The sequence below is a fragment of the Caldicellulosiruptor sp. DIB 104C genome, from assembly GCF_028198085.1.
GTDB lineage: Bacteria > Bacillota > Thermoanaerobacteria > Caldicellulosiruptorales > Caldicellulosiruptoraceae > Caldicellulosiruptor > Caldicellulosiruptor saccharolyticus.
In genome coordinates, this window is the sequence record NZ_CP116337.1 from 377319 (window position 1) to 403238 (window position 25920).

Annotated in this window: 27 protein-coding genes, 3 tRNA genes and 1 pseudogene; 23 read left to right on the plus strand and 8 right to left on the minus strand. The window is 35.3% G+C overall.

The genetic code is table 11. The features are described from left to right. Positions 1-21 precede the first annotated feature (21 nt). From PGC14_RS01680 to PGC14_RS01690, 3 genes are all read left to right on the plus strand, one after another. Complete coding sequence (locus PGC14_RS01680; RefSeq protein WP_039765960.1) at positions 22-1035, plus strand: LacI family DNA-binding transcriptional regulator; 1014 nt, start codon at positions 22-24, stop codon at positions 1033-1035. After that, the gene (locus tag PGC14_RS01685) at positions 1010-1819 is read left to right on the plus strand and encodes an alpha/beta hydrolase (protein ID WP_156823671.1); all 810 of its coding nucleotides are present in this window, start codon (positions 1010-1012) and stop codon (positions 1817-1819) included. Before PGC14_RS01680 ends, PGC14_RS01685 begins: the two co-directional genes overlap by 26 nt. Positions 1820-1958: 139 nt before the next feature. Next, the gene (locus PGC14_RS01690; protein ID WP_187147323.1) at positions 1959-2129 is read left to right on the plus strand and encodes a hypothetical protein; all 171 of its coding nucleotides are present in this window, start codon (positions 1959-1961) and stop codon (positions 2127-2129) included. Positions 2130-2266: 137 nt separating this feature from the next. Here the strand turns inward: PGC14_RS01690 and rpmB are convergent, their stop codons facing one another. Together rpmB and PGC14_RS01700 are read right to left on the minus strand one after the other, a co-directional pair. Then, positions 2267-2452 (minus strand): 50S ribosomal protein L28, encoded by a 186-nt coding sequence (rpmB, locus tag PGC14_RS01695; RefSeq protein ID WP_011916769.1) that lies wholly within the window; start codon positions 2450-2452, stop codon positions 2267-2269. A gap of 82 nt (positions 2453-2534) precedes the next feature. Next, positions 2535-3599: a bis-aminopropyl spermidine synthase family protein gene (locus PGC14_RS01700; RefSeq protein WP_271629368.1), complete on the minus strand. Its 1065-nt coding sequence runs from the start codon at positions 3597-3599 to the stop codon at positions 2535-2537. A gap of 133 nt (positions 3600-3732) precedes the next feature. Between PGC14_RS01700 and truD the strand changes: the two genes are divergently transcribed. From truD to PGC14_RS01760, 12 genes and pseudogenes are all read left to right on the plus strand, one after another. Beyond that, entirely contained in the window at positions 3733-4899 is a 1167-nt protein-coding gene (gene truD, locus PGC14_RS01705) for a tRNA pseudouridine(13) synthase TruD (protein ID WP_271629369.1), read from the plus strand. A 24-nt stretch (positions 4900-4923) separates the two neighbouring features. Further along, positions 4924-5337, plus strand: a complete 414-nt coding sequence (locus tag PGC14_RS01710; protein WP_271629370.1) for a GNAT family N-acetyltransferase — start codon at positions 4924-4926, stop codon at positions 5335-5337. Between the two features lie 125 nt (positions 5338-5462). Next, positions 5463-5539 (plus strand) — tRNA-His (locus PGC14_RS01715). A 14-nt stretch (positions 5540-5553) separates the two neighbouring features. After that, positions 5554-5629: transfer RNA gene (locus PGC14_RS01720), tRNA-Gln, on the plus strand. 608 nt (positions 5630-6237) lie between these two features. Next, on the plus strand, positions 6238-6852 hold the full coding sequence (locus tag PGC14_RS01725; protein ID WP_271629371.1) for a papain-like cysteine protease family protein: 615 nt from the start codon (positions 6238-6240) through the stop codon (positions 6850-6852). A 28-nt stretch (positions 6853-6880) separates the two neighbouring features. Then, positions 6881-7843, plus strand: coding sequence for a hypothetical protein (locus PGC14_RS01730; RefSeq protein WP_271629372.1), 963 nt, complete (start codon positions 6881-6883; stop codon positions 7841-7843). 486 nt (positions 7844-8329) lie between these two features. Next, positions 8330-8767 carry a type VII toxin-antitoxin system MntA family adenylyltransferase antitoxin gene (gene mntA / locus PGC14_RS01735; RefSeq protein ID WP_039766014.1) on the plus strand — a complete coding sequence of 146 codons (438 nt, stop codon included), beginning with the start codon at positions 8330-8332 and terminating at the stop codon, positions 8765-8767. Positions 8768-8798: 31 nt separating this feature from the next. Next, a complete protein-coding gene (locus tag PGC14_RS01740; RefSeq protein ID WP_237738230.1) occupies positions 8799-8963 on the plus strand; it encodes a hypothetical protein in 165 nt (54 codons plus the stop codon). 93 nt (positions 8964-9056) lie between these two features. Continuing rightward, positions 9057-10334 carry an RNA-guided endonuclease InsQ/TnpB family protein gene (locus PGC14_RS01745; RefSeq protein ID WP_271629373.1) on the plus strand — a complete coding sequence of 426 codons (1278 nt, stop codon included), beginning with the start codon at positions 9057-9059 and terminating at the stop codon, positions 10332-10334. A 52-nt stretch (positions 10335-10386) separates the two neighbouring features. Continuing rightward, a complete protein-coding gene (hepT, locus tag PGC14_RS01750; protein WP_271629850.1) occupies positions 10387-10701 on the plus strand; it encodes a type VII toxin-antitoxin system HepT family RNase toxin in 315 nt (104 codons plus the stop codon). 119 nt (positions 10702-10820) lie between these two features. Further along, positions 10821-10896, plus strand: a tRNA-Lys gene (locus PGC14_RS01755). Positions 10897-11007: 111 nt separating this feature from the next. Continuing rightward, positions 11008-12542: pseudogene (locus PGC14_RS01760) on the plus strand (YifB family Mg chelatase-like AAA ATPase). On the opposite strand, the gene PGC14_RS01765 reads toward PGC14_RS01760, so the two are convergent. From PGC14_RS01765 to PGC14_RS01780, 4 genes are read right to left on the minus strand one after another with little or no spacing between them, the layout of a single operon-like run. Continuing rightward, complete coding sequence (locus tag PGC14_RS01765; protein WP_039765944.1) at positions 12535-13350, minus strand: metal ABC transporter permease; 816 nt, start codon at positions 13348-13350, stop codon at positions 12535-12537. The pseudogene PGC14_RS01760 and the gene PGC14_RS01765 overlap by 8 nt on opposite strands. 4 nt (positions 13351-13354) lie before the next feature. Continuing rightward, on the minus strand, positions 13355-14122 hold the full coding sequence (locus PGC14_RS01770; RefSeq protein WP_271629374.1) for a metal ABC transporter ATP-binding protein: 768 nt from the start codon (positions 14120-14122) through the stop codon (positions 13355-13357). Positions 14123-14145: 23 nt separating this feature from the next. Next, a complete protein-coding gene (locus PGC14_RS01775) occupies positions 14146-15009 on the minus strand; it encodes a metal ABC transporter substrate-binding protein (protein ID WP_271629375.1) in 864 nt (287 codons plus the stop codon). Beyond that, a complete protein-coding gene (locus PGC14_RS01780) occupies positions 15006-15431 on the minus strand; it encodes a Fur family transcriptional regulator (protein ID WP_127351332.1) in 426 nt (141 codons plus the stop codon). The genes PGC14_RS01775 and PGC14_RS01780 overlap by 4 nt, the downstream gene beginning before the upstream one ends. 269 nt (positions 15432-15700) lie before the next feature. Here PGC14_RS01780 and PGC14_RS01785 point away from each other — a divergent pair, with 269 nt between their 5' ends. Together PGC14_RS01785 and PGC14_RS01790 are read left to right on the plus strand one after the other, a co-directional pair. Next, positions 15701-16036, plus strand: a complete 336-nt coding sequence (locus PGC14_RS01785) for a hypothetical protein (protein ID WP_039767099.1) — start codon at positions 15701-15703, stop codon at positions 16034-16036. A gap of 29 nt (positions 16037-16065) precedes the next feature. Further along, positions 16066-16647, plus strand: coding sequence for a VanZ family protein (locus PGC14_RS01790; protein ID WP_271629376.1), 582 nt, complete (start codon positions 16066-16068; stop codon positions 16645-16647). 148 nt (positions 16648-16795) lie between these two features. Here PGC14_RS01790 and PGC14_RS01795 read toward each other — a convergent pair whose 3' ends face one another. Further along, positions 16796-17113 carry an ArsR/SmtB family transcription factor gene (locus PGC14_RS01795; protein ID WP_127351335.1) on the minus strand — a complete coding sequence of 106 codons (318 nt, stop codon included), beginning with the start codon at positions 17111-17113 and terminating at the stop codon, positions 16796-16798. Between the two features lie 161 nt (positions 17114-17274). Between PGC14_RS01795 and PGC14_RS01800 the strand changes: the two genes are divergently transcribed. Further along, on the plus strand, positions 17275-18672 hold the full coding sequence (locus tag PGC14_RS01800; RefSeq protein ID WP_039763844.1) for a radical SAM protein: 1398 nt from the start codon (positions 17275-17277) through the stop codon (positions 18670-18672). Between the two features lie 78 nt (positions 18673-18750). Here the strand turns inward: PGC14_RS01800 and PGC14_RS01805 are convergent, their stop codons facing one another. Then, the gene (locus PGC14_RS01805) at positions 18751-19347 is read right to left on the minus strand and encodes a glycerol-3-phosphate acyltransferase (protein WP_039763842.1); all 597 of its coding nucleotides are present in this window, start codon (positions 19345-19347) and stop codon (positions 18751-18753) included. A 103-nt stretch (positions 19348-19450) separates the two neighbouring features. Here PGC14_RS01805 and PGC14_RS01810 point away from each other — a divergent pair, with 103 nt between their 5' ends. Genes PGC14_RS01810 through hslV form a run of 5 tightly spaced genes read left to right on the plus strand, consistent with a single transcriptional unit; the run spans position 19451 to position 25909 of the window. Then, positions 19451-20806 (plus strand): RtcB family protein, encoded by a 1356-nt coding sequence (locus PGC14_RS01810; protein ID WP_271629377.1) that lies wholly within the window; start codon positions 19451-19453, stop codon positions 20804-20806. A 28-nt stretch (positions 20807-20834) separates the two neighbouring features. Beyond that, positions 20835-21926, plus strand: coding sequence for a DNA-processing protein DprA (dprA, locus tag PGC14_RS01815; RefSeq protein ID WP_271629378.1), 1092 nt, complete (start codon positions 20835-20837; stop codon positions 21924-21926). Positions 21927-21958: 32 nt separating this feature from the next. Then, on the plus strand, positions 21959-24040 hold the full coding sequence (gene topA / locus PGC14_RS01820; protein WP_271629379.1) for a type I DNA topoisomerase: 2082 nt from the start codon (positions 21959-21961) through the stop codon (positions 24038-24040). Between the two features lie 4 nt (positions 24041-24044). Then, positions 24045-25352, plus strand: a complete 1308-nt coding sequence (gene trmFO, locus PGC14_RS01825; RefSeq protein ID WP_011916788.1) for a methylenetetrahydrofolate--tRNA-(uracil(54)-C(5))-methyltransferase (FADH(2)-oxidizing) TrmFO — start codon at positions 24045-24047, stop codon at positions 25350-25352. A gap of 26 nt (positions 25353-25378) precedes the next feature. Continuing rightward, positions 25379-25909 carry an ATP-dependent protease subunit HslV gene (hslV, locus tag PGC14_RS01830; RefSeq protein ID WP_011916789.1) on the plus strand — a complete coding sequence of 177 codons (531 nt, stop codon included), beginning with the start codon at positions 25379-25381 and terminating at the stop codon, positions 25907-25909. Positions 25910-25920: the final 11 nt, after the last annotated feature.

The following is a 25920-nucleotide window of genomic DNA, read 5'->3' on the forward strand; positions in this document are numbered from 1 at the left end:
AAGGAATAGGATGAGAATGAAATGGTAACCATAAAGGATATAGCGAGAGAAGCAGGTGTGTCACCTTCAACAGTGTCACGGGTACTTTCAGGTAAGGCAAAGATCTCACCTGAGACAACAAAAAGAGTAATGGAAGCAATAGAGCGGCTTGGATACATTCCAAATGCGAGTGCCAAAAGCCTGGTGATGAAAAAGGCATATTCTATAGGACTTTTCATGCCACGAAGACTTGAACAAACACTTACAAGCACCTTTTTTGACCAAGTTGTATCTGGAATTTGCAGTTATATTAACAATACAGAATATGAAATTGTACTGACTATTGTGCCGCCAGAAAAGGAAAAAGAAAGCTTAGAAAGGCTCATAAAAAGTAGAAAAGTGGACGGCTTTATCCTGCTGACTTCTCGTATAAATGACTATGCTATTAAATATCTTCGATCTATAAAATTTCCTTTTGTCTTAATAGGCTCACCTGATAGGGACAAGGACTATGTAAACTGGGTTGACAATGACAACAAAAGAGCAGGGTTTGACGCGACAGAGTATTTAATAAAGCTTGGACACACTCAAATAGGTTTTTTGGGTGGTATGGAAAATCTTGTTTTGACTCAAGATAGGCTCTCTGGTTACAAAAGCGCTTTGAACAAATATAAACTTCCGATTGAGAGCCAGTATATAATGTTTACTGAGTTTGACGAGCAAAGTTCATATGAAAAGGCAAAGGAAATGCTGATGCTAAAAAACAGACCAACTGCCATTGTTTGTATTGACGAGGTTGTTGCCTATGCAGCAATAAAGGCATGCAAAGAGCTTGAATTGAAAGTAGGCTATGACGTGTCTGTAATTGGGTTTAATGAGTCCATCTTTTCTAAACTGTCTTCACCAAGGCTTACCACAGTTAATACAAACATATTTTATTTGGGCTATTATGCAGCTGAGATGCTGATAAAAGAATTGGAAGAACCTTACAAAACTTACAAGAGGCTCATTGTCGAGCACTCTATTGTAGATGGGGAGACATGTAGTGCTATATAGAACAAAAAAGAGGAGGGAATATTTAATGCAAAAGCATGTTGAGATCAAGAATAAGATTGGGCAGGTATTACGCGGGTACTTACATGTACCAAATGAGTATGAAGGAAAGATTCCTGCAGTTGCAATCTTTCACGGCTTTACAGGTAACAAAATGGAACCACATTTCATATTTGTAAAGTTATCGCGGCTACTTGAAAACCATGGCATTGCAAGTGTTAGGTTTGACTTTGCAGGGTCTGGTGAGTCAGATGGTGAATTTTATGACATGACTGTAACACGGGAAATTGATGATGCAAGATGTATACTTGACTATCTATTTTCACTTGACTTTGTTGACAAACAAAAAGTGTCAATTGTAGGACTCTCTCTTGGTGGAGCAATTTCCTCATATCTTGCTGGTGAGTATAGGGAAAAGCTTCACAAGGTTGTGTTGTGGGCACCAGCAGGAAATATGAAGGAAATTGCAAAGAATGTAGTTGAAAGTAATCCTCTAATAAAGGAGAAAGGATATATCGATTTAGGAGGTCTTCTTTTATCTGAGGATTTTTATTATGATTTACAAAAGTACGACTTTTTTGAAGCAATAAAGAAATATCCAAATAAAGTTTTAATTTTACATGGTACAAACGATACAGCAGTTTCGGTTGAAGTAGGAAGAAAGTACAAAGAGATTTTAGGTGATAGGGCAACACTTGTTGAAATAGAAGATGCAGATCACACGTTTAACAAATACGAATGGGAGAGGGTTGTTTTAGACAAGACAGTTGAATTTTTAAAGGACTAAAAATCCAAAAAGGGCTGGAAAATTAAGACCTTTTAGAGTCCCAAAAACATTCCCAGCCCTTTTTATTTTTTTTATCACATCTCAAGTTTGTTGTGAATATAATAGAATAAAACCAGCTACAAAGAGAATATATTAACTTATGAGCAAGCATTTTCATCATAAGAACAAAAAACAATTAGGTTTTGTTCTTTTATTACTTGGCTTTGGTATTTTAATTTCAATTATAACACCGCCATGGCTTTTTGCACTTATTATTGCTATTGGGTTAATTACCGCTGGAATTTATATATTTTTTAAAGATGGGAGATGAAATAAAAATGAGAATAATGGTATTCAAAATGCCAAAGTTTTTAAGTAGAATAATTAAAAGGCTATTTAAGGTCAGTGATGAAAAATAAAGAAAAAGTTCAAGATAAACCTCTTTTGCTTATCTTGAACTTTTTTATTTTAAGCACGGACAACCTTGCCTGCCTTAATACAACTTGTGCAAACATAAATCCTTTTCCTTTGACCGTTTATAATTACTCTAATTTTCTTTACATTTGGTTTCCACGTTCTTCTTGACTTTTTGTTTGAATGGCTTACCTTGTTTCCAAATGACACCTTTTTATTACAAATTTCACACATTGCCATCTTATTTCCCTCCCTTTTATAAGAAGCAAGATAAAAAACCAAGCACTATTCTAACACAAAAAAGGGGAAAAGGCAAGCTACTTTATTCCTTGTACAAGATTGCCTCATTGTCTATATAAAGTTCACAGTTGATATACTCATTTACAATTTCAATGTCCTTTACAAGCTCAATTCTGTACATGCTGGATGTGTACCAATTGAGTTTCGGCTGAACATTTACAAAATTGAGCTTGCTGTCTAATGAAGGAAGGAGATAATTCCAGTTTACGTAATGATTGAAGTTCTCAATGATATCTGTAATAACTGCATTGAATTTATTCAAAAGAAGTTTTTGAAATTCGTGCCATTTTGAAAGTGATGCCTCAATGTTTGTAAGACCAAAATATCCTGCACAGCCTGCTCCTTTTAAGCTTGATGTTGTCCTTGTAAAGCACAAATCCAAAGCTTCTATTGTCTCTGGTGGGTCAATTGTAAATGTGTCAAAGCTCTTTACAAGTTCATCAGGGAGCTTGTTTCTAAAATCATATTCAATTGCTTTCAAGGCCAGGTTGTACTCTTTTGCGGCCTGATTTATAAAGTCTACAAGTCTTTTGTCGATTTCTAATACTAAAACCTCTTTTGGAAGTTTTGTCAAAGCTGCTGCGATTGATACCAGATCATCATCGCCAAATACAATAAGTCTCTTTCCGACAAGGTCTCCTTTTTTAATCATAAGAGCAATTCTTGAGAATGCTGTTTCTTCAGTAACATAACCTTGGTCATATTCAACTATAGCATCAGGTCTTGTCTTTACTATCTTTTTGAACTTCTCGTAAGCAACTTTTATTTCGTCAAATACGATGCCACGTCCTTCGCAGCATTGACATGTGTAGTTCTTTACCACAGGAATATTGTTCTTTTCAACAAATTCTTTTCCTTTTTGTGTGGGTTCTAAATTACCGCTATCATCTGATTTTACGAAATCTATTGAAATGAGATAATTAATTGTTTCCCTCACAACAGCAAACGGCTTTTGTGAAAGAAATATCACTTCCCAAAAGTGATTTGTAGAGTTCAGTGCTGCTAAGATCTTTTCGATGTCTCTTTGAGTTACGTTCACCTTTGTTTTGCTCTTTACAAATTCAACTGCACCCTTTAGTTCATCCACTTCTACCACCTCCTCATGAGTTTAAATGTAGCTTTTTAATAGTTTGTTGACAACAATATATAATAATATCATAATAAAATGAGGTGTCAATAAGAGCTTTACAAAAAGAGACTTTAAAAAGGGTGAGAAAAACTTGAAGATTAAGGTACTTCCTGAAGATTTTATAGTCAAAGAGGAAATTGACATTGAAATAAAACCAAACGGGAAATACAAGATTTATCTTTTGAAAAAAAAGCACTGGAACACAGTTGATGCTTTAAAGTTTATATCAAAAGAGAACAAGATCCCATTTGAGAAAATAGGCTGTGCAGGGAGAAAAGATAGACATGCTCTCACTTATCAGTATATTTCTGTTCCCAGAGAATATGACATAAATTTCAATAAAGAAAATGTTAAGCTTGAGTTTCTCGGATATTCAGATGATTTTGTCTCACCTATGATACTCAAAGGCAATTACTTTGAAGTAGTGATAAGAAAGATAAAAAATAAAGATGAAAGAATTTTTCAGAGGCTTGATGAGATAAAGAGATTTGGCTTTCCAAATTATTTTGATGACCAGCGTTTTGGAAGTGTTGAGAATGAACAGGAGTTTATCGGTGAGAGAATAGCAAAAAAACACTACAACGGTGCACTAAAACTCTATTTTACAACCATTCATCCTGAGGATAAAAGAGAAGAAAAGGAAAGAAAGAAAAAGATATTTGAACTTTGGGGGGAGTTTGAAAAAGTACTTCCTCTTTGCAAAACAAAGGTTGAAAAGGATATAATAAAAACTTTAATGAAAGGAAAAAGCAGACATTATTTAATCGAGGCTGTAAACCTTATTCCAAAAGAAGAGATGTCAATGTTCTTCTCAGCTTACCAGAGCTATATTTGGAACAGGATTTTGAGCACAGTTTTACCATATTATACTGATTTGCTAAGACCTGTTAAGGGGAAGATTATGGAATATCTTATTTATAGAACGCTTTCTGAAAAGGCTTTGGAGGAATTAAAAAATCTTCAAATTCCGACCGTATCATCAAAAATACCTTACGTAAACAATTTTGTTAACAATACAATCTTGGAGGTTTTAAATGAACGAGGGCTTAAACCTTCAGACTTTGACCTCAAAAAGATAAAAAAATCTTTTTACAAATCATTTTTAAGACCTGCAATAGTCTTTCCAGAAAACCTTGAGGTTTCAAACTTTGAAGAAGATGACTTTTATAGCGGATATTTTAAGCTAAAATTGAAATTTCATCTTCCAGCCGGCTCATTTGCTACAATGCTGATAAAGAGTTTAATGATTTTATACTAAGTAATTTTAGGAATGGTGATGTTAATGATAATACGTGAAATGAAAGTGGAAGATTGGCAGGAGATGATGAACTTGTGGCAAACAACAGAAGGAATAGGCCTTGGCAGAAGTGATACTATAGAAGGATTGGAAAAATTCCTAAATAGGAATAAAGGTATGAGCTTTGTATGTGAGATTGACAGCAAAATAGTAGCCACCATTATGTGCGGACATGATGGTCGACGTGGCTTTATATATCATTTGGCAGTTGCTAAGGATTTTAGATCGCAGGGCATAGGAAGACAGTTGGTGGAGAAGGCGCTGCAAGAGTTAAAAAAGCAAGGAATACATAAATGCCATATTTTTGTAATGAAAGATAATGAAAAAGGGAAAAATTTTTGGTCTAAGATGGGTTTCCAAAAGCGGAATGATATAGAGGTATTCTCAATAGATATTTAGCAAAAAATAAAATGAATGTAATATAAAGTTACCTCAAATTTTCCACAAAACTGCGAACACATAATCGCTATTGACTGCCAATATGATTGTCTTTATAATATAATCTGCTTGCTAAAAAAGAGGCGGTGGATATAGCTCAGTTGGTTAGAGCGCCAGGTTGTGGCCCTGGAGGTCATGGGTTCGAGTCCCATTATCCACCCCATATATAAAATAAGTTGGGGTGTCGCCAAGCGGTAAGGCACAGGACTTTGACTCCTGCATTCCGGTGGTTCGAATCCACCCACCCCAGCCATTTTTGTTTTATGGAGCATTCTCAAGGGTTACAGAGGATTGCTAAAAAATGTAAATGCGAAATAAAATCATTAAGTCCTGCAGTGCTTTGAAACAACAGGATTTAAAAAAGAAAACAGGACTTACAAAATGATATCATACCCACCGAACGCAAAAAGAGTGCGTGAGGTGGTTTTTTATTATGTCCAATAAGGTATTTTTGAATTAGTGCAGAGAAAACATATAGAAAATTTAGGTTATTTGAGAGGTTAGGTGAAGTTTAAAATCCAAGAAGTTAGGTTGTTCAAAAAAATTTTCTTTGAGTCAATTCATTACAAGCATTTCACCTGATCTTTTCCCTTAGATTTATAACTGTTATAGCAGCATATAATTAGAATGTGAGAGATATGTAAAAATAGTCTACTTTCCCTTAATAAATTAAACAACAGCAATTAAATTTGAAGTGAATTTTTTTGCCATTTAACAGAGACAAAATAATCCAAATTTGAGTACAAAATATTGCAAAAAAAAACAATATTATTAATTGAAATTAAAAACCATAATTATAGACTATAACTAGAAGTTCTAAACTGAAAGTAAAATTAAGAAACGAAAGGGTGAGGAGATGTGGTGAAAGAATTTCTAAAAAAGGAAAGGTACAAAAGAATTATGATTAGTGCTATAGTTTTTTTTACATTGATCTTGCTAAACTACAGTAATGTATTTGCAGAAAATACAGTTACATATGTTGCACTTCCCGTTAAAGAAGTGAAGCAAGCATATTCAAATTGGTGCTGGGCAGCAGGGTGTGAGTCAATATTGTATTATTGTTCAAGGTATTTAGGTTTTGGGAGAGAGGCAACACAGTGGGATATAGTGAAATATATCTATGGAAGTTACGTAAATCAAGGCGCAACGCTCTCTGATATACAAAGAGCGCTCAGCTATTATGGTGTTGGTTCTTCGCGTATGTATCCTATAAGCGGTAATACAATAACCTACGGTCAAATATGTGAGCAGATAGTCAGTTTAAGAAGTCCAATAGGAATAAATGTTGTTGTTGGTGCTGGTCATTTTGCAGTATTGTGTGGAATATGGCAATATTTTGATAATGGTAGTTTAAAAAATTTTGTATTGGTAATGGATCCAGCAGTTGGTTATATAAGAACTATACCTGATTCAGAATTGAGAGATAATGATTTTGATTGGGAATTAATAGAGGCCATAAAAGTTTATAGGCCTTGATAAGGAGATGGAGAGGAGGGAAGAGATTATGAGAAGGTCTAGCATCTTTTTAAAAATATTTGTCTTTATATTGGTATGTTTACTTAACATGACAGTATCAGTGTTTGCTAATTCAAATTCTATTATAAACCATAACGAAGAAGTTATGAAACTTAAAAGACAGCTTGCGGCTGAACATCATTTGAACGCTCTGCTTGAACTTCTAAATAGAGATAGTTCTTTTAAAATGAAATTGGATGAACTTACTGGCAACAAAGGTTCTTATGATCTTAAGAAGTTTAAATTGAGTGATGAGTATGAACTCTATAGATTGTTTGTATTTCCTTTAGAATCGAAATTAGCGTCTAACGGGCACACAAGAATTTTATACTTAAAAGAGGGTTTCAAAAATAAAATAGAAAATTTAAAATTAGAAACATTTGAAGATGCACTCAATCCAGAATTTGTTCATAATATGTGGGCAAGAATAATCTATTACGATGGAAAACCTGTTGGATACATGTTAGTTGATTGGGATGAAAGTTGTAATGATTATATTATTTCAGAATCAACAATGGGATACAGTGGGCTAGGAGAAGCAATTATATTTATGAAAGAATTTTTAAGAAGCAAAGGACAACAACCAAATGTTAAAATTGTTGACGCTCGTGAAAAGTCATTATATGTTGTTTCTGAAGATGGCAACTGGTGGTGCACTGATGCTGCAGATTCTTCAAATCCACAAATGTATAGGAAGCAAATCTGGAGTTTTAAAGAAATTAAAGAGGGCTTAAAAAATAGACCTAAAGAAATGTTAAAACTGTTAGAAAATATACAAAAAGATCCAGAAAATGTTCCTTTAGGTGGTAGTAGTTACAAGCCTTTGTATGAAACTGCAAATGAAATAAAAAAGAGGGAAAACATTTTAATAGCAATATTAATGCTGTTTATAACAGCCGTTTTTATTGTAGTTGTAAACTTAACTTCTAAAATAAGAAAGAGGAGTATCTAAAAATTGAGCTATTTGAATTTAAATTAAATTGAAACTGTAATGTTTGTAGTTTGAAAGAAAATTTTTTGTTTGATATTAAAATGAAGATAACAAAAAGAGGATGTGCTTTCAAGAGACATCCTTTTTTTATTGCACAACTTAGAAATTTTTAGTAAAATAATTCTAAAAATACTTTGAATCACTATAGGAGAGAACTGATAAAAAGTGGAACTCAGAAAAAGTGCGCTCTCTTATCTGTTGGGTGTTCTTATTATCTCATTTTTTCTTATATTTATAGTTGTGTTTGTATTTCAATATTCTAATAGTCATGGAACGGATTTTTTGTTGTCTTTGTTGGTTGCACATTATATCTGCAAGAGTATATTTTCGTTTGATGATTAGTTAGTAAGTTGTTGTATTCAATTTTTCTAAACTAAACTTGGGGATAAGACGAAGGTGAAAAAAGTTAAGTAGAACAAAAATTTGATAATAGAAGGTGCTTTGAAAGTGATAAGAAGAAATAAAATTGATATTGATCATGCTAAAAAAGTTATTAAAGATTTGGGTGCATTTTTCAGCAGGTTTGGGAACAAGGTTGTTGCTGCTTATCTTTTTGGCTCATTTGCACTGGGCACATATACTCCGCTTTCTGATATAGACATAGCAATTTTATTTGACAAGGAACTTTCCAAAGGAATAGTAGAAGAACTCGAAAATGAAATTCTTGATGGGCTTATGAAAATGCTTAAAACTGATGAAATTGATCTTGTTATTCTTAATCACGCGCCTTTGTCTGTGAGATACGGTGTATTAAAAACTGCAAAGATGGTGTACTGCAGCAATATTGAAAAAACGATTGACTTTCAAACAGAGGTCATATCAAAGTATCTTGATATAAAGCCTTATAGGGAAGAATTTTATAGGGAATTTTTGAAATCTTTGTAAAGATTTATTGAAAGGAGTTTGTTTTTAAGATATGGACGAAAAAATATTATTTCATTTAAAGCTCTTAAAAAAATATACAGAGTTATTAAAAGACATATCAAAAGTTGATTTCGAGGAATATATGAAAAATGAAATCTTAAAGGGTGCGGCTCAGAGGTATTTACAAAGAATCAGCCAGAAAGCACATCTCCTTTAGGGGATTGTGATGAATGGCTTGAAACCATTTTGAAAGTACAGGGTACAATAAAAGTGGCAAAAAGTTTTCGGTACTATTAGGAGAGTTGAAAAAATGACAAAGACAGAAATTGCGCAAACTTTGCAACAGACTAAAGAAAGAAGAAAAAGCCAGATACCTGTGGTATATCAACTGAAAATCAATCTTAACTCTGTTTCAAAAGAGACAAAAAACAAACTCTTTAGGTTGTTTTTAGAAGCGAAATGGTTGTATAACTACATAGTTGCCGATATTGAAAACAGACTTAATAGCAATGCAGACAAACTAAAAGAAGTTGAAATAAAGGTTGGGGAGAACTTTGAGAGAAGAAAAATTGAAAATCTCAGTTCACAGATGAAGCAGGCAATAAGAGAAAGAATAGAGCAGAATTTGTACTCACTCCATGTACAAAAAGAAAACGGATATAGAACAGGCAAACTGCACTTCAAACACTACGTTAATTCAATTCCACTCAAACAATTTGGAAACACTTTTAAGTTTGTTAACCAGCAAAAGACCAGAGTTAAAATACAGGGGATTAAAAAACCTTTGAGGGTTTTGGGGGGACATCAGATTTCAGAGAATAGCGAAATAGCAAAAGCAGAACTTGTAAGAAAACCAAGTGGTATTTATCTTTTTGTAACCTGCTACATAGATAGGGACAAATACACAAAAGTGTGGGAACAGAGAAAGAACAGAAAAGGTGTAATAAAACCAAGGGTATGGCAGACGTTTGATGTTGACGCTGGAATTGATTTTAAACCTGCCGGGCTGGTACTATCAAACACTTTCAAACTTGAATGGCAGATAAAAGAGACCAAACGGCTAAAGAAGTTGCAAAAGCAGTTTGCACGGCAGAAAAAAGGTTCTAAAAGATGGTACAAGACAAAAGAAAAGATTGCAAAGGAGTACGAAAGGTTAACAAATATCAAGTACGATGTGATAAACAAAGTTTGCTCATTTTTATACAGGTACAGGAAAATATGTTTTCAGGAGGACAGTATAAAGGGCTGGAAAGACGGACTTTTTTCCAGGTCTGTACACCACAGCGCAGTAGGAGCAATTAAAAGAAGACTGAGCGACAGTCTTCGGGTTTCTACTGCGGTGGTCAAAAGAAACATACCAACGACGAAGACATGTAGCAATTGCGGCAGTCGACGGGAAGTTTTGCTATCTGACAGAATTTTTAAATGTTCGGTGTGTGGACTGTCAATTGATAGGGATTTAAATGCGGCGATAAACATGTTGAAGGAAGTAGGGCTGGGCTGGTCCGAAGTTAAGCCCGTGGAGTGGGAGACCGCTGCCAGGATATTCAGGGGCAACCCCTATATCCTGGTAAGTCAAACCACGTAGAAGCGGGAAGCCCGATCCCCTGGGAACATGGGAATCCTATCCCCTTCAGGGGATTGGGAGGAGGTCAAAAGTTGCGATTGAGACATGTATTAACATTGGTATTAGAATAATTTCAATAGAACAAACAAAAGGCAAAAACATAAAAACACCTGAAACATATGCAGATATATTTTTGGCATTGTCTCAATTAGATATTGTTAATGACGAATTTAGCACAAGGCTTTCTCAAATGGCAAAGTTTAGAAACAAACTGGTACATCTTTATTGGGAAGTTGACGATAGTTTGGTTTATAGGTTTATTAAAGAAAATATGAAGGATTTTGAAGAATATATTTGTTGTATAAAAAAGTATCTCCAAAATAATTGATATTCACTGTAATGCTTTACAACATAATCATTTAGGTTAATTGTCCGAATATTTCGAACAAAAGTTTGGTATTGTAGAGTCAGCAGACATCAGCTATAATAACAATGCACCTTAAATACGGGCCATTAGCTCAGTAGGCAGAGCACCAGCCTTTTAAGCTGGGTGTCCCGCGTTCGAGTCGCGGATGGCTCACCATCTTCAAAAATATAAGCCCTTGAAAAAGGGGCTTTTTTGTTTATATTGAAAAATGAAGTTTGCTGTGATAAAGTTTTAATAAAAAAAGGGAAAGGAAAAGCTATATAAAAAATGCTTGCAAAAGTTTTGACATCTTCTTACCTTGGCATAAAAGGCTATATTGTTACAGTTGAAACAGACATGTCAAATGGCCTGCCGAGTTTTGATATAGTTGGCCTTCCTGATGTAACTATTAAAGAGGCAAAAGAAAGAATAAGGGTGGCAATAAAAAACAGTGGTTTTGAATTTCCAACCAGAAAAATAATTGTTAATCTTGCACCTGCAAGCACCAGAAAGGAAGGTTCATCTTTTGATCTGCCTGTGGCTATTTCTGTACTAAAGTCGTCTGAGCAGATAAACCCTAAAATCAGCCCATATGAGGTTGCAATAATTGGAGAGCTTTCTCTTGATGGAAGTGTCAAAAGAGTGGATGGAGCTTTACTTATGACAATTGCAGCTTTGGAAAATGGTATCAAAAAGATTATTGTTCCTTATGAGAACAGGGCAGAATGTAGCGTTGTGAGAGGAATTGATGTTTTTCCTGTGAAAACTTTAAAAGAAGCTGTGGAGATTTTGGATGACCCTCAGAGTGCCACACCTTATAAGGTTGAAATAGATGAGATGAATCTTCTTGAGGCTTTTAGATATGATGTTGATTTTTCAGAGGTAAAAGGTCAAGAGTATGTCAAAAGAGCAGTTGAGGTAGCAGTGGCAGGAATGCACAACCTACTTTTGATTGGCCCACCAGGTAGCGGCAAAACCATGATTGCTCAGCGTATTCCCACAATTTTACCTCCAATGACCTTTGAAGAGAGCTTAGAAGTGACAAAAATTTATAGCTGTGCAGGACTTTTGAAAGATGGTCAGGCACTTGTCACCGCAAGACCTTTTAGAAGTCCTCATCACACCTCTTCTTCGATTGCTATAATTGGCGGTGGTAAGGTTCCAAAACCAGGAGAGGTTTCACTTGCACACAATGGAGTTTTGTTTTTGGATGAGTTTCCTGAATTTGATAAAAAGACAATAGAGGTTCTTCGTCAGCCCCTTGAAGATGGATATGTAACAATTTCGAGGGTCAACGCATCAATTGAATATCCTGCAAGGTTTATGCTTGTATGTAGCATGAACCCTTGCAAATGTGGCTATTTTTTTGTCAGATGAGAGGGAGTGCACATGCACACCTGCTCAAATTAAGCAGTATCTTGGAAGGATTTCTGGACCTATTTTGGACAGAATTGATGTTCAGGTTGAAGTAAAGTCTGTAAAGCTTGAAAACTTCAATTCCTCAATTTGCAAAGATTCAGCAGCTATGAGAAAAGAGGTTGAAAGAGCAAGACAAATTCAGCTTGAAAGGTTTAAAGGGCTTGGCATATTTTATAATTCTCAGATGAAAGGGTCACTTGTGAATAAATTTTGTAAACTTTCGAAAAAAAGAAAAGCAGCTGCTTGAAAGAGCGTTTACTACTTTGGGGCTATCGTTAAGAGGATATACCAAAATTTTGAAGGTTGCAAGAACAATTGCTGATTTGGAAGGAAGCGAAGAGATAAAGGCAGAGCACCTGCAAGAGGCAATCTCTTACAGGCTGTTGGAAAGAAGACTTATTTAGAAGTTTTTTTAATATGTTTTTTTCTTGTAATATTGATGATTTCAGCTATAAAAAATATGACCAAAAATGTCAAAACTGTTGCACCGCCAGGTGGGATATCGATATAGTAAGAGGAAGTAAGTCCTGCTATTATTGCAATTAAAGATACTAAAAGTGAAACTACTTGAAGCATTCCGAAATTTTTTGAAAATCTCATCGCAATTGCTGTTGGGAAAACAATCATGCTTGAGATTAAAAGACCGCCCACAATCTTAAGTGAAACAGCAATTATTGTTGCTGAAACAATACTCAGCAAATAATCAAGTAGTTTTGTGTTTATTCCAGAGACCTTTGCGCTAACTTCATCAAATGTAGCAAGAATAAGTCTTTTTCTGAACATTGCTATAAAAGTGACTGTTACAAGGCATACTGCAAAGATAATCCATACATCTTCATTCCCAATTGCGACTATGCTTCCAAAAAGGAAGCTCATTAAGTTGCTACTGCTTTTTAAAATTCCAAACAGAACTGATGCAAGCCCTAAAGCAGTGATTGAAACAAGGGCAAGAGATACTTCTTCAAACCTTTTAAATCTTGATTTGAAATACTCAATAGCCAAGGCAAATGCAACGGTTGAGACAATTGCACCAATAGTTGGACTGAAATTAAATAGCAGTGCTGCTGCAACGCCAACAATTGCTGTATGTGAAAGAGAGTCTCCCATCTGTGAAAATCTCTTTAAAACAAGAAAGTTTCCTGCAAGTGAGGTCATGATGCTAACCAGCACACCTGCTAAAAAAGCCCTTTGCATAAATTCATATTGAAGCATAATATCACATCCTGTTATTTTGTTCTTTTTTGGTATAAGAGTGCCTGTGCTCAATTTTCTTTATCTTATATTTGTACACACTTTCAAATTTTGAGGGGGAAAACTCTTTTGCGCTGCAAGCAGTGTAAATCATACCATCCCCCATACAGATTATGGTATCAGCATGCTGAGTTACAGCATACACATCGTGTGTTACCATCAATATTGTTGTTCCTTCTTTCTTTTTCTCCCCAAGAATTTCAAAAAGAAGCTGCTCAGAGAGACTGTCTATCCCCACAGTTGGCTCATCTAAAAGAAGTATTTGTGGGTCGGATATGAGCGCGCGGGCTAAAAATACTCTTTGCTGCTGTCCGCCAGAAAGCTGACCTATCAGCCTGTTTTTGAGCTGCTTTATTTGAAGCTTTTCTAAAATGCTTTCAGCTTTTTCAAAGTCCTGCTTTGAAAATCTCTGAAGCAATCCCTTTTTTGGCACAAGTCCCAAAAGTACAGTTTCAAAAACGCTCAAAGGGAAGCTCTGATTAAAATTTGTGACCTTTTGAGGAACAAAGGATATTTTCTGCTTATCCTGCGGGGTAAGATTCTGTTTGCCAAATATAAGTCTTTTTCCACTTGTAGGGGTGTAAATTCCTGAGATAATATTCAAAAGTGTACTCTTACCAGAACCGTTTGGTCCGACTATGGCAACAAACTCACCTTTTTGAATTTTGAGGTTTATGTCTTTTAGGATTCTTTTCTGGTCAATATAAAAGTTTACATCTATAAGTTCAATCATTCTGATTTTCTCTCCTGCAACATTTATTTTAAAACCATCTCAAATGCTTTTAAGTTCTTTTCCATAAGGCTGAGTATTGTCTCATTTCTTGCTTGAGATGAATTTACAATTCCCATTCCATAGATATTTACAATTTTGATGCCAGTATCTTTTGCGATAGTCTTTACAGCAGGCGAATTTTCATTTGGGTCAACAAGAATGTACTTTATGTTCTTTTCCTTTATAAACTGAACAATCTCTTTCATTTTTTGAGCCGATGGCTCTTCTTCTTCGTTCACACCGGTAATTGAATACTGCTTGAGGCTGTAGTCTCTTGCTAAGTAGCCAAAAGAGGGATGAGCAATTAGAAATTCTTTTCTTTTTGAGTTTTTCACAACAGAAGAAAATTCCTTATCAAGCCTATCAAGACTTGCAATCAGTTTTGAAGCATTTTGTTGGTAATAACTTTTATTTTTTGGATCTAAGCTTGTCAAGGCATTTTCAATATTTCTTGTTATTTTCTTTAAAAGCCTTGGTGATGTCCATATATGAGGGTCACTATCTATAAACTCTATACCTTCAGATGCTCTAAAGATTTTGACCTTTGTTCCCTCAAGAGGTTTTTTAACCCACTCATCAACAAGCCCAAGATATATCACCGCTTTTGCTGATGTGAGCTTGGCAATGTCACGTGAAGATGGTTCAAATGAGTGAATTTCCGCACCGTCCTTTACAAGCTTTTCAACTGTTATCTTCTGTCCTGCTATAAGTTTTGTAATAGAATACAAAGGATAGATTGTAGTGTAGACTGTGCCTTTGGTGGTAGTTAAAGCTTCATTTTTGCAGCTACTTAAGAAAACCATGAAGCTAATAAGAAGGGGTATAGTTAGCAGCTTTATCCTCTTCATTGTTCTTCCCTCCCACAACATTTATCGCATATCCCATACACTTCCAAATTGTGGTCCAGAATTTTAAAGTTCATTTTGTTTAATTCCTCTTCAATTAGATTTATCTTACAGTCTACAATTTCGGCTTTTGCATTGCATTTTATACATACAAAATAGTGGTGATGCTCATTTTTCTTTATTTCAAAAAAATGTTTTCTATTTATAGTAGATTTCACTACAATTCCATTTTGAACAAAAAGTTCAAGGTTTCTATATACAGTTGCGAGGTTAATTTTGAAATTTTTGTTTTTTAGCATATTGAGTATTTCATCAGCTGATAAACATTGATTTGAACTATTTAAAACCTTGTATATTTCAATCCTTTGCCAGGTAGCTTTGATATTGTGTAAATTTAAAATAGACTTAATGTCCTGGTTTATCATTCCTTCCACCTACTTGCAAATAGTTTGCAACTAAATATATTATACATAATATTTTAAGAAAAACAAGAGTTGACTAAGAAAAAGAAAGCAAAGTTTTAAAAACATATTTGACAAATGAAGAACAAAAACTTATAATACTAATATCGCAAATATATCCAATAAGAGGTGATATGGTGCAAAAGAGGTGTTTATCAGTTATAATAATTTTGGTTGTATGTTGTGTATGTTTACTACTTTCATTTCCAAATACAAGTAGCTGGAGTTTTACAATGGATTATCGATACGTAAATGGAGCTGAAAATGGCATATATCATAAAATGGATGCTGGGAAAATGAGTATAAGTGGGAAAATATGGATTTATTCTAAAGATAGCTGGTTTGGTGAAACTCCGAATAGAATTAAGTATGAAGTTTGGAAATCAAGTTTTGGACTTGATGAAAATGTTGGAAAGGGAGATGTTATACCACAATTACCTGAAGGAACAGAAGTCGAGTTTTCAAAATCTTTTGGAGAACAAAAGTCAGGACAATATTATCTTGTATTTTACAAAATAGAAGATGATGGATACAATATAAAAGGTAGTGGAATTTTGAAGACAGAATAAACTATTGTTGGTGAAAGTGGTGGTGCAGGATGTTAGACTTTGATATTTCTATATGGCTATTAGGAATACTCCTGTTGATAATGTACTGTGTTTATTTGAGAAAAAAAAGAAATGAGGAGTTCATCTCTGTTTTTTTCAATGCTTTGTTCTTTATATATATCTTACAGGTATTAAGATTTACTATATTCCCAATTCCTATCTTTTCACCAACCATTAGAGAAATATCTTCAAAGATAGATATTCTCTCAACAATGAATATAAAACCATTTGCTAATATTACTTTAAATAGACAATTTTATTATAACATTTTGCTTACAATTCCTTTTGGTTTTTTATTGCCACTATTAAGAAATAAATCAATAAAAAAGGTATTATTGAAAGGTATAGCTTTTTCAATAAGTGTTGAATTACTTCAACTGCTTATTTCTTTTTTGATAAAATTCCCGTACAGAACATGTGATATAAATGATATTATTTTAAATACCTTTGGTGTTTTTATGGGCTTTGTTTTATGGAAACTGTTTACCGTTATTTTAAAAGCAATTACAAAAAAATCGAATTTGAAAAATGACAAGTTTATTAACTATATTTTGGGGCAAAAAAATATTTAGATAAAAGTGGCTGACTAAAAATATTTTGAGTGCTTATTATTAATTATGTTCAAACAAATATTATAAAGAAGGGACTACCCAACATCTTATTGGACAGTCCCTTTTTCTTTTTAATTTTAAAACTCAATTTTCAATAATAAATAAAAAACTAAGTTGCAGAATAAAGTAACTTTAAATCATTTGCAAATATTTCAACCTTAGCAAGGTCACAAATAAGAGCTTTTAAAAATGGGTATTTTTCAAACACATCTGCTTTAATTGAATAAATTCTTTTTTGTGCCTGGTTTCTTGCTTCTATAAGCCCCACATTTTTAAGATATGCAAGGTGGCGCGACACCTTTGGTTGACTTTCTTGGATTAACTTTACTAAACTACTTACATTTTGCTCACTATGGGCTAATATATTTAATATCCTAAGCCTTGTTGTGTCTGATAATGCGTAGAGTATTTCATTTAACCTTGTCATTTTCTCTCCCCTTCGTACAAAAGACTATGACAATTAAATTATAGCACGTTTTTTGAACAAAAATAAACATACTTATATACACATATTCATATATAAATATTGACACATCTTACGAAAAAGAGTTATAATAAGAGCGAATAAAAAAGAGGGAGTGGGAGGAAATGGAACTTCCAAAAAGGGTGATAGGCGAAGCAGTATTAAAACAGGTGATTAGATATCTTTCGAATAACCCCGAAGAGAATATGGGCAAGATTTTGGACCTTACAGAAAAGATAGTAAGGCGTGAGAGGGATAAGTGGTATATACAGAGTGCAAAGAAGTATTTGCTTGACCCTAATAGTTCTTGGCATCACTATGCAATGAGAATTATAAAAGAGACAAATCCAAAGGTAAGAGAGAGAATTCTTATCAATTTCTTCTTAAATGCAGGCTTTATTGGTGTACCAAAGCAATTAGAGCTCATTAAGAAATACGATATAAACATTCCATACGCTATTTTGATTGATCCGACAGCTGCTTGCAACTTGCACTGCAAAGGCTGCTGGGCAGGAGAATATCAAAAGGCTGCTAAACTTGATTATGAAATCTTAGACAGAGTAGTAAAAGAAGCTCAAGAGATAGGAGTATACTTTATAATCTTCTCAGGTGGAGAGCCACTTCTGAGAAAAGACGATATACTCAAGCTTTGCGAAAAGTACGAAGATACAGTGTTCTTGTCATTCACAAATGCCACACTAATGGATGATGAATTCATTGAAAAGGTTGCAAAAGTAGGTAACTTAGCATTTGCGATCAGTATTGATGGCTTTGAAAAGTCAACAGATGAAAGACGCGGCCAGGGTGTATTTAAAAAGGTTGTCACAGCAATGGAAAAACTAAAAGAAGCAGGCGTTGTATTTGGATTTTCTACAACATATCATAGGTACAATGTAGAAGAGGTATCGTCTGATGAGTATATAGATTTCTTGATAGAAAAAGGTGCAAAATTTGGTTGGTACTTCACATATGTTCCTGTTGGCAAGGATGCGGATGTATCATACATGGCAACACCAGAGCAGAGAGCTTACATGTACAAGAGGATTGAAGAGATCAGGTGGTCAAAACCAATATTTGTTCTTGATTTCTGGAACGATGGAGAGCCTGCTGGTGGGTGCATTGCAGGTGGAAGAAGATACCTTCATATAAACGCAAACGGTGATGTTGAGCCTTGTGCATTTATCCATTTCTCAAATGTCAACATAAAAGAATGTTCACTGCTTGATGCGCTAAAGTCACCACTGTTTATGGCATACAGAAGGAATATTCCGTTTAATGAGAATCATTTGAGGCCTTGTCCAATGATTGACAACCCGCTCAAACTCAAAAAGATTGTTGAAGAATCAGGTGCACATCCAACCCAAATTGGTGGTGAGACAGAAACTGCTGAAGAGCTTGCAAACAAGCTACTTGAATACTCAGAGAAATGGGGCAAGGTTGCAGATAAGCTGTGGGAGCAGAGAAAACAAGGTATTCCTCAGAACAAGGTTGACTTGTCTGTGATAGAAGAGGTAAAGAACTAAAAAGTAATTCTATGTTTTAATGAAGATAATAACAAGAAAGGGCAAGCTGTGGAATAAAGTTAGCTTGCCCTTTTTGAATTATATTTTAAGCATAGCTTTTGCTACCTTCAGTAAGTCCATTTCAATAGGTATGGTTCTCAACTGTCTGTATGTCAAGAATGCACATAGCAATACCAAAAACACCAAGTCTTCAACTGGCAAGTAAACGCATTTTGCCCAAATCATCAATGACCATATTCCAGGAACAGTTCCGAGGTTGTCTTTCTTATACATCAAAAGCCCTAAAAATGATCCGAGAGAAAAAAATATTATTGGAGCTATGCCATAAAGTAGAAATAACGCTCCTAAGCTTGCAGCGATGGACTTTCCACCTTTGAAATGAAGAAAAACAGAATATGCATGACCTAATATGACCATAAAGACAACAAGATAAAGTTTCGGTCCTTTCAAAAAAAGCACGTATTTGGCTATGTAAGCCACAAAATATCCTTTTGAAATATCCAAGATAAGCGAAGGCACACCTGCTTTTACTCCTGCCATTCTAAATGCATTAGTTGCGCCTGGATTTTTGTCAGGAGCATTTGTTATATCTTTATTGAAAAACTTCTTTGTGATAATATACGAAAAGGGGATACTTCCAATCAAAAATGAGATAAAAGAAAATACAATAATCATTATTTATAATCTCTGTGATGAATTGTTTGTACAAATTTTAACTCATTTTATTGAATAATTCAAACCATTAGAGAAAAATTTTCAAAAAGTGGTGATTTGGTTTATGAAAAAGATAAGGGACGGAGTGTACACCAATGAGTATGCAATTTTCTTCATGACAGAAGAGATACTAAAAGAGCTGGATGAAGGTGTTATGCAGCAAGCCAAGAATGCATCCCAGATTCCAAACGTAGAGTTTTTGGGCTATACACCTGATGTGCATATTGGCAAAGGCACATCAATTGGGACAATAATTGTATGGGATATGTCAAAGGCATGGATTTCGCCAACAATTGTAGGTGTTGACATAGGCTGTGGTATGAGACTTATACTTACAAAATCATATGCAGATGATATAGACAAAAACCTTTTAAAGAAGATGATGAATGAGATAGAAGAACTTATTCCAACAGGTGTTGGAAAGAAGAACAAAAAGATTTCTCTTTCACGCTCAAAGTATGAAGAGTATTTGCAAAACACAGAGATTGACAAGGACATATCAGATAAGATGATTTTAATTCATGAGTTTGATCTTGACACCATACCTGATGAAGCGTACGAGATTGGCAAAGAGCAGTTTGCAACACTTGGTGGCGGTAATCATTTTATTGAGTTTCAAAAGCTTCACGTAATAGATGAGGTGGTTGCGAAAGAGTGGGGGCTTTTTGAAGGTCAGCTTGTTGTGATGATCCACTCAGGTTCAAGAAGGTTTGGATCAGTTATTGGGGATTACTATCAGAAAAAGTTCAAAGATGTGATGAAATCAAAAGGTATCACAACTCCAGACCCTCAGCTTACCTTTTTACCAATTGACAACAAAGTTGCAAAGGATTATATTAAAGCTATGCAGTCAGCAGCAATTTATGCAAAGGTCAATCGCCATTATATGAGCAATTTCATAATATCCATTTTGGACAAACATGGGATAGAAGGCTGGGTACTATATGATATTGCACACAATATAGCGTATATGGAAAGATTTGCAAACAGAGAAAAGCTTGTAATAAGAAAGGGTGCAACAAGGGCTTTGCCACAGAATCACTATTTAATTCCAAATCCAAAGTTTTCAAAAACAGGGCATCCTGTGATTTTGCCGGGAAGCATGGGTTCAAGTTCGTATCTTATGAGAGGAATTGAAGACAATATAATTAGCTATCACACAGTCAACCATGGAGCTGGAAGAGTACTTTCTCGAAACAAGGCAAAAAAGACAATTTCGGTTGAAGAGTTTTCAAAAGCCTTAAGACAAGGCCAGGAGAATGAGATACTAATAAATACAAAGAATCTAAAGGATTTTTTAGATGAAAGTCCGCAAAGTTATAAGGACATCGATACTGTTATAAATTCGGTTATTACCTCAAGGCTTGCCGTGCCTGTTGCTAAGATGACACCGCTTGGTGTTATCAAGGGGAAAGATTAAAAAAACAAAAGGGATGAGATTTTTGAAGATGAATGATGAGAGAAAGCTTTACTGGCTTTGGCTTTATACTATAAAAGGAATAGGTCCTAAAAAGTTTCGGCAAATAAAACAAGAGTTTGGGAGTTTAGAGAACGCGTATTTGAACAGGAGAGAGTTTAATTTAGATGGCTTTTCTTCATCTATCAAACAGCTAATTAGAGATTCTGATTTAAAAGAGGCAGAAAAAGTCCTTGAATTTTGTATCAAGAATAGTATAAATATAATTCTTGAAGATGATGAATTTTACCCAACAGAGTTTAAAGATTTTGACTACTCACCTGTAGTACTCTTTGCAAAGGGCAATACGAATGTGCTAAAAGCCCAATATAAGATATCCATGGTTGGGACAAGAGAGCCAACATATTATGGAAAAAGAGTTGCAAAAGATCTTGCAAGTTTGGTTGCACAGCAGAATATAGTTGTTGTAAGCGGTATGGCACGCGGAATTGATACATTCTGTCACATGGGAGCTTTAGAAAATGGCACCACAATTGCTGTTTTAGGCTGTGGTATTGACATTGTCTATCCTAAGGAAAATTACAAGCTGTACAACCAGATTGTAGAAAAAGGATGTGTAATTTCTGAATTCTTGCCAAAGACGCTACCAGATAGGATGAATTTTCCGCAAAGAAACAGGATTGTTGCGATGCTTTCTCCCTGCTTGGTTGTGATTGAGGCAGCAGAAAAGAGTGGTACATTTTCCACTGTTGACTTTGCACTTGAGATGGGCAAAGAGGTTTTTGCTGTACCAGGTAATATCTTTTCACAAAAGAGTAGTGGTACAAACAGGCTAATAAAAGAAGGTGCAAGGATTGTATGTTCATATCAGGATTTTTTAGAGGATTTAAAGCAGATTTATAACCTTTACCCAAGACAACTTAGTATATTTGATACTGAGGAAGAACTCTCTGAGGAAGAGAATACTATTTTAAAACTCTTAGATGCTATAGGTGAGGCTCATATTGAGAATTTGATTTCTTTGACAAACTGGTCAGCAGGGAAGGTTGCAAGTGTGATAACCTCGCTTGAGATAAAAGGCAAGGTTGCAAGAGAAAGAGGAAATGTGATTGTTAAGATATAAAAAAATTCCACGATATAGGGGGTAAACACTCATTGAAAAAGCTTGTCATAGTTGAGTCACCTGCAAAGGCAAGGACAATTGCAAAGTTTCTTGGCAAAGAATTTAAGGTAGAAGCCTCAATGGGACACATAAGAGACCTGCCAAAGAGTGATTTGGGTGTTGATATAGAAAACAACTTTGCACCAAAGTATATAAACATTCGCGGAAAGGCAGATGTGATAAACAGGCTCAAAAAATCCGCACAAGAAGCAGAAAAGGTGTACTTAGCCACAGACCCTGACAGGGAAGGTGAGGCAATATCATGGCATTTGGCAACAATCTTGGGTCTTGACCAGAACGATAATGTGAGAATTACATTTAATGAAATAACAAAAAAAGCTGTGCAAGAGTCCTTGAAAAATGCAAGGCCTATTGACCAAAACCTTGTAAATGCCCAGCAAGCAAGAAGGGTGCTTGACAGGCTTGTCGGCTACAAGCTCAGTCCTTTTTTGTGGGAAAAGGTAAAAGGCGGGCTTTCTGCAGGACGTGTGCAGTCTGTTGCGACACGGCTTGTTGTTGAACGCGAAGAGGAAATAGAAAACTTCAAGCCAGAAGAGTACTGGACTTTAGAGGCGGTATTCAAAAAGGATAATCAGGAGTTTAAAGCAAAGTTTTATGGTAGCAAAAAAGGCAAGATTGAACTTAAAAATCAAAACCAGGTAGATGAAATTGTAAATCAAATTAAGGACAAAGAATTCAAAGTAACAAAGCTAAAAATTACCGAGAAAAAGAAAAACCCGCCCCCGCCTTTTATAACAAGTACTTTACAGCAGGAAGCATCAAGAAAGTTAAGATTTACACCTGCTAAAACCATGATGATTGCCCAGATGCTGTATGAAGGTGTTGAGATAAAAGGTGAGGGAAGCGTAGGTTTAATTACGTACATGAGAACAGACTCAACAAGGGTTGCTGAAGAGGCACAAGAGGCTGCAAGAAGAATAATTTTGCAAAGGTTTGGTAAAGAATATGTTCCTGAAAAACCAAGAGTGTATAAGACAAAAAAGGATGCTCAAGATGCGCATGAAGCGATAAGACCAACCTATATCGAAAAAGACCCAGAGAGTATAAAAGACTCTTTGACACCTGATCAATACAGGCTGTATAAGCTCATCTATGACAGATTTTTAGCATCACAGATGGAAAGTAGCATATACGACTCTTTGTCAGCAGAGCTGGAAGTTGAAGGTTATGTTTTTAAACTTACAGGCTCAAAGTTAAAGTTTGCAGGATTTATGGAAGTATATGTTGAAGGAAAGGATACAGACGAAGAAGAGGAAGAAAACCAGCTTCCAGAGATTTTTGAAGGCGAGATGTTAAAGCCAATCAAGCTTGAGAAAAAGCAGCACTTTACACAGCCGCCTTCGCGCTACACAGAAGCAACGCTTATAAAAGCATTGGAAGAAAAGGGAATAGGAAGACCAAGCACCTATGCTCCCACCATTCAGACAATCTTAGAGCGAGGTTATGTTGTAAAAGAGGATCGCTTTTTAAAACCAACCGAGCTTGGAAAGGTTGTTACAAATATTTTAAAAGAGTACTTCAAGGACATAATAGACATTGAGTTTACAGCAGAGCTGGAAGAAAATCTTGATAGAATAGAAGAAGGCAAAGCTGATTGGGTGGAGATTGTAAGAAAATTTTATCTGCCGCTTGAAAAAGAGCTTGAAACAGCTCGAAATACCATGCAGCAGATTAAGGTTGACGATGAGGAGACAGATGTTGTCTGTGAAAACTGCGGAAGAAAGATGGTTATAAAGAAAGGACGATATGGAAGGTTTTTAGCATGCCCAGGCTATCCGGAATGCAAAAACACAAAGCCCTATTTTGACTATTTGGATGTTTTATGCCCAAAATGTGGTAAAAAACTTATTGAAAAAAAGTCAAAAAAGGGTAAGAAGTATTATACATGCGAAAGCTACCCTGAGTGTAACTTTATAGTATGGGAAAGGCCAGCCAAAAACTGTCCAAAATGCAATCAGCTGATGTTTGAAAAAGGCAAAAAGAGAAGCAAAAAACTTGTATGTTCAAATGAATCATGCGGGTATGAAGAAAAGATAGTTGAAAAAGGTGAGTGAAGATATGAGAATAACAGTAATCGGAGCTGGACTTGCAGGTGTCGAAGCTGCAAATGCCATCACTAAGTTTGGCATCAAAGTAAGACTATATGAAATGAAGCCTAAGAAATTTTCACCTGCACACAAGCAAGAAGGGTTTGCAGAGCTTGTTTGTAGCAATTCTCTAAAATCAAAACTTTTGACAAACGCATCAGGGCTTTTGAAAGAGGAGATGAAACTCTTTGGTTCGATTGTGATGGAGGCAGCTTACAATACCCAAGTTGAGGCAGGCCAGGCTTTGGCAGTTGATAGGTACTTATTTTCTGAGTATATAACAAAGAAGATAAAACAAAATCCTCTAATTGAGGTTATACACGAAGAAGTAACAGAAGTCCCAAGAGACGAGGTTGTGGTTGTTAGCACAGGTCCTTTGACCACAGAAAGTCTTCTTGAGGATATATCAAAGCTTTGCAATAGCAAAAATCTCTATTTTTTTGATGCAGCAGCGCCAATTGTATTAAAAGATTCTATTGATTTTTCAAAGGCTTTTTTTGCATCACGCTATAATAAAGGTACAGATGACTATATTAACTGTCCTATGACAAAAGAAGAGTACGAAAGGTTTTACTATGAACTTGTAAATGCTGAAGTCATCGAAGTAAAAGACTTTGAAAGAGATTTGTTGTTTGAAGGCTGTATGCCAATTGAAGAAATGGCAAAAAGAGGAATTGACACAATCAGATTTGGACCGCTAAAGCCGGTTGGTATAATTGATCCAAAAACCGGTAAGATGCCGTATGCAGTTGTGCAGCTTAGAAAAGACACTCAAGATGGAAGACTTTATAACATGGTTGGGTTTCAGACAAGGCTCAAATGGGGTGAGCAAAAAAGGGTTTTCAGGCTCATTCCAGGCTTGGAAAATGCAGAGTTTGTAAGGTATGGTGTTATGCACAAAAACTCTTATATAAACTCACCACAGGTTCTGACAAAGTTTCTTTCGCTTAAGAAATATCCAAATATCTTCTTTGCAGGGCAGATAACAGGTGTGGAAGGATATTTAGAGTCTGCTGCAACTGGAATTGTGGCAGGGATAAATGCGGCAAGATATGTTCTTGGCAGAGCTCAAATTACTCTTCCTCCGAGTACCTGTATTGGTGCTCTAATTGAGTATATAACAACACCCAAAAAAGATTTTCAGCCCATGAATGCAAACTATGGTATAATATCAATTGATGAGGAGATTGCAAGAATAAAAGACAAGGAAAAAAGAAAACTTTTGATTGCTGAAAAATCGTTAAGTGTATGCAGAGAGATAGCTAATCAAATTTTTTAATAATTTGAAATTTATGGAGGTTTGCTATGTTTCATGCAACAACAATTGTGGCTGTGAAAAAAGGCGAAAAGGTTGCTATAGCTGGTGATGGTCAGGTCACATTTTCACAGAACATGATAATGAAACAGAATGCTAAAAAGGTGCGAAAGGTTTACAATGGCAAGGTTTTGGTTGGTTTTGCTGGGTCTGTTGCAGATGCTATAACCCTTTGCGAAAAGTTTGAAGAAAAGCTTGAACAAAATAGTGGCAATTTGCAAAAGAGCGTTGTTGAGCTTGCAAAAGAGTGGAGGCAGGACAAAATTCTACGACGGCTTGAGGCACTCATGATTGTTGCAAACTCTGAGCATTTGTTTGTAGTCTCTGGAAGTGGCGAGGTTGTTGAGCCTGATGACAATATTGCAGCAATTGGCTCTGGCGGGCCGTATGCACTGGCTGCAGCAAGGGCACTCGTTCAGAACACTAACCTTGAGCCAGCTGAAATTGCTAAAAAAGCTTTAGAGATTGCAGCTTCTATTTGTATATACACAAATAACAATATTACAGTTTTAGAATTGTAGGTGATAATGAG

What these genes read in the sequence shown, in the direction of transcription:
- PGC14_RS01680 (WP_039765960.1), top strand. Translation starts at nt 22, where the DNA reads ATGGTAACCATAAAGGATATAGCGAGAGAAGCAGGTGTGTCACCTTCA.
- PGC14_RS01685 (WP_156823671.1), top strand. Translation starts at nt 1,010, where the DNA reads ATGGGGAGACATGTAGTGCTATATAGAACAAAAAAGAGGAGGGAATAT.
- PGC14_RS01690 (WP_187147323.1), top strand. Translation starts at nt 1,959, where the DNA reads ATGAGCAAGCATTTTCATCATAAGAACAAAAAACAATTAGGTTTTGTT.
- rpmB (WP_011916769.1), bottom strand. Translation starts at nt 2,452, where the DNA reads ATGGCAATGTGTGAAATTTGTAATAAAAAGGTGTCATTTGGAAACAAG.
- PGC14_RS01710 (WP_271629370.1), top strand. Translation starts at nt 4,924, where the DNA reads ATGATAATACGTGAAATGAAAGTGGAAGATTGGCAGGAGATGATGAAC.
- PGC14_RS01730 (WP_271629372.1), top strand. Translation starts at nt 6,881, where the DNA reads ATGAGAAGGTCTAGCATCTTTTTAAAAATATTTGTCTTTATATTGGTA.
- PGC14_RS01740 (WP_237738230.1), top strand. Translation starts at nt 8,799, where the DNA reads ATGGACGAAAAAATATTATTTCATTTAAAGCTCTTAAAAAAATATACA.
- PGC14_RS01745 (WP_271629373.1), top strand. Translation starts at nt 9,057, where the DNA reads ATGACAAAGACAGAAATTGCGCAAACTTTGCAACAGACTAAAGAAAGA.
- PGC14_RS01765 (WP_039765944.1), bottom strand. Translation starts at nt 13,350, where the DNA reads ATGCTTCAATATGAATTTATGCAAAGGGCTTTTTTAGCAGGTGTGCTG.
- PGC14_RS01770 (WP_271629374.1), bottom strand. Translation starts at nt 14,122, where the DNA reads ATGATTGAACTTATAGATGTAAACTTTTATATTGACCAGAAAAGAATC.
- PGC14_RS01775 (WP_271629375.1), bottom strand. Translation starts at nt 15,009, where the DNA reads ATGAAGAGGATAAAGCTGCTAACTATACCCCTTCTTATTAGCTTCATG.
- PGC14_RS01780 (WP_127351332.1), bottom strand. Translation starts at nt 15,431, where the DNA reads ATGATAAACCAGGACATTAAGTCTATTTTAAATTTACACAATATCAAA.
- PGC14_RS01785 (WP_039767099.1), top strand. Translation starts at nt 15,701, where the DNA reads ATGGATTATCGATACGTAAATGGAGCTGAAAATGGCATATATCATAAA.
- PGC14_RS01790 (WP_271629376.1), top strand. Translation starts at nt 16,066, where the DNA reads ATGTTAGACTTTGATATTTCTATATGGCTATTAGGAATACTCCTGTTG.
- PGC14_RS01795 (WP_127351335.1), bottom strand. Translation starts at nt 17,113, where the DNA reads ATGACAAGGTTAAATGAAATACTCTACGCATTATCAGACACAACAAGG.
- PGC14_RS01800 (WP_039763844.1), top strand. Translation starts at nt 17,275, where the DNA reads ATGGAACTTCCAAAAAGGGTGATAGGCGAAGCAGTATTAAAACAGGTG.
- PGC14_RS01805 (WP_039763842.1), bottom strand. Translation starts at nt 19,347, where the DNA reads ATGATTATTGTATTTTCTTTTATCTCATTTTTGATTGGAAGTATCCCC.
- PGC14_RS01810 (WP_271629377.1), top strand. Translation starts at nt 19,451, where the DNA reads ATGAAAAAGATAAGGGACGGAGTGTACACCAATGAGTATGCAATTTTC.
- dprA (WP_271629378.1), top strand. Translation starts at nt 20,835, where the DNA reads ATGAATGATGAGAGAAAGCTTTACTGGCTTTGGCTTTATACTATAAAA.
- trmFO (WP_011916788.1), top strand. Translation starts at nt 24,045, where the DNA reads ATGAGAATAACAGTAATCGGAGCTGGACTTGCAGGTGTCGAAGCTGCA.
- hslV (WP_011916789.1), top strand. Translation starts at nt 25,379, where the DNA reads ATGTTTCATGCAACAACAATTGTGGCTGTGAAAAAAGGCGAAAAGGTT.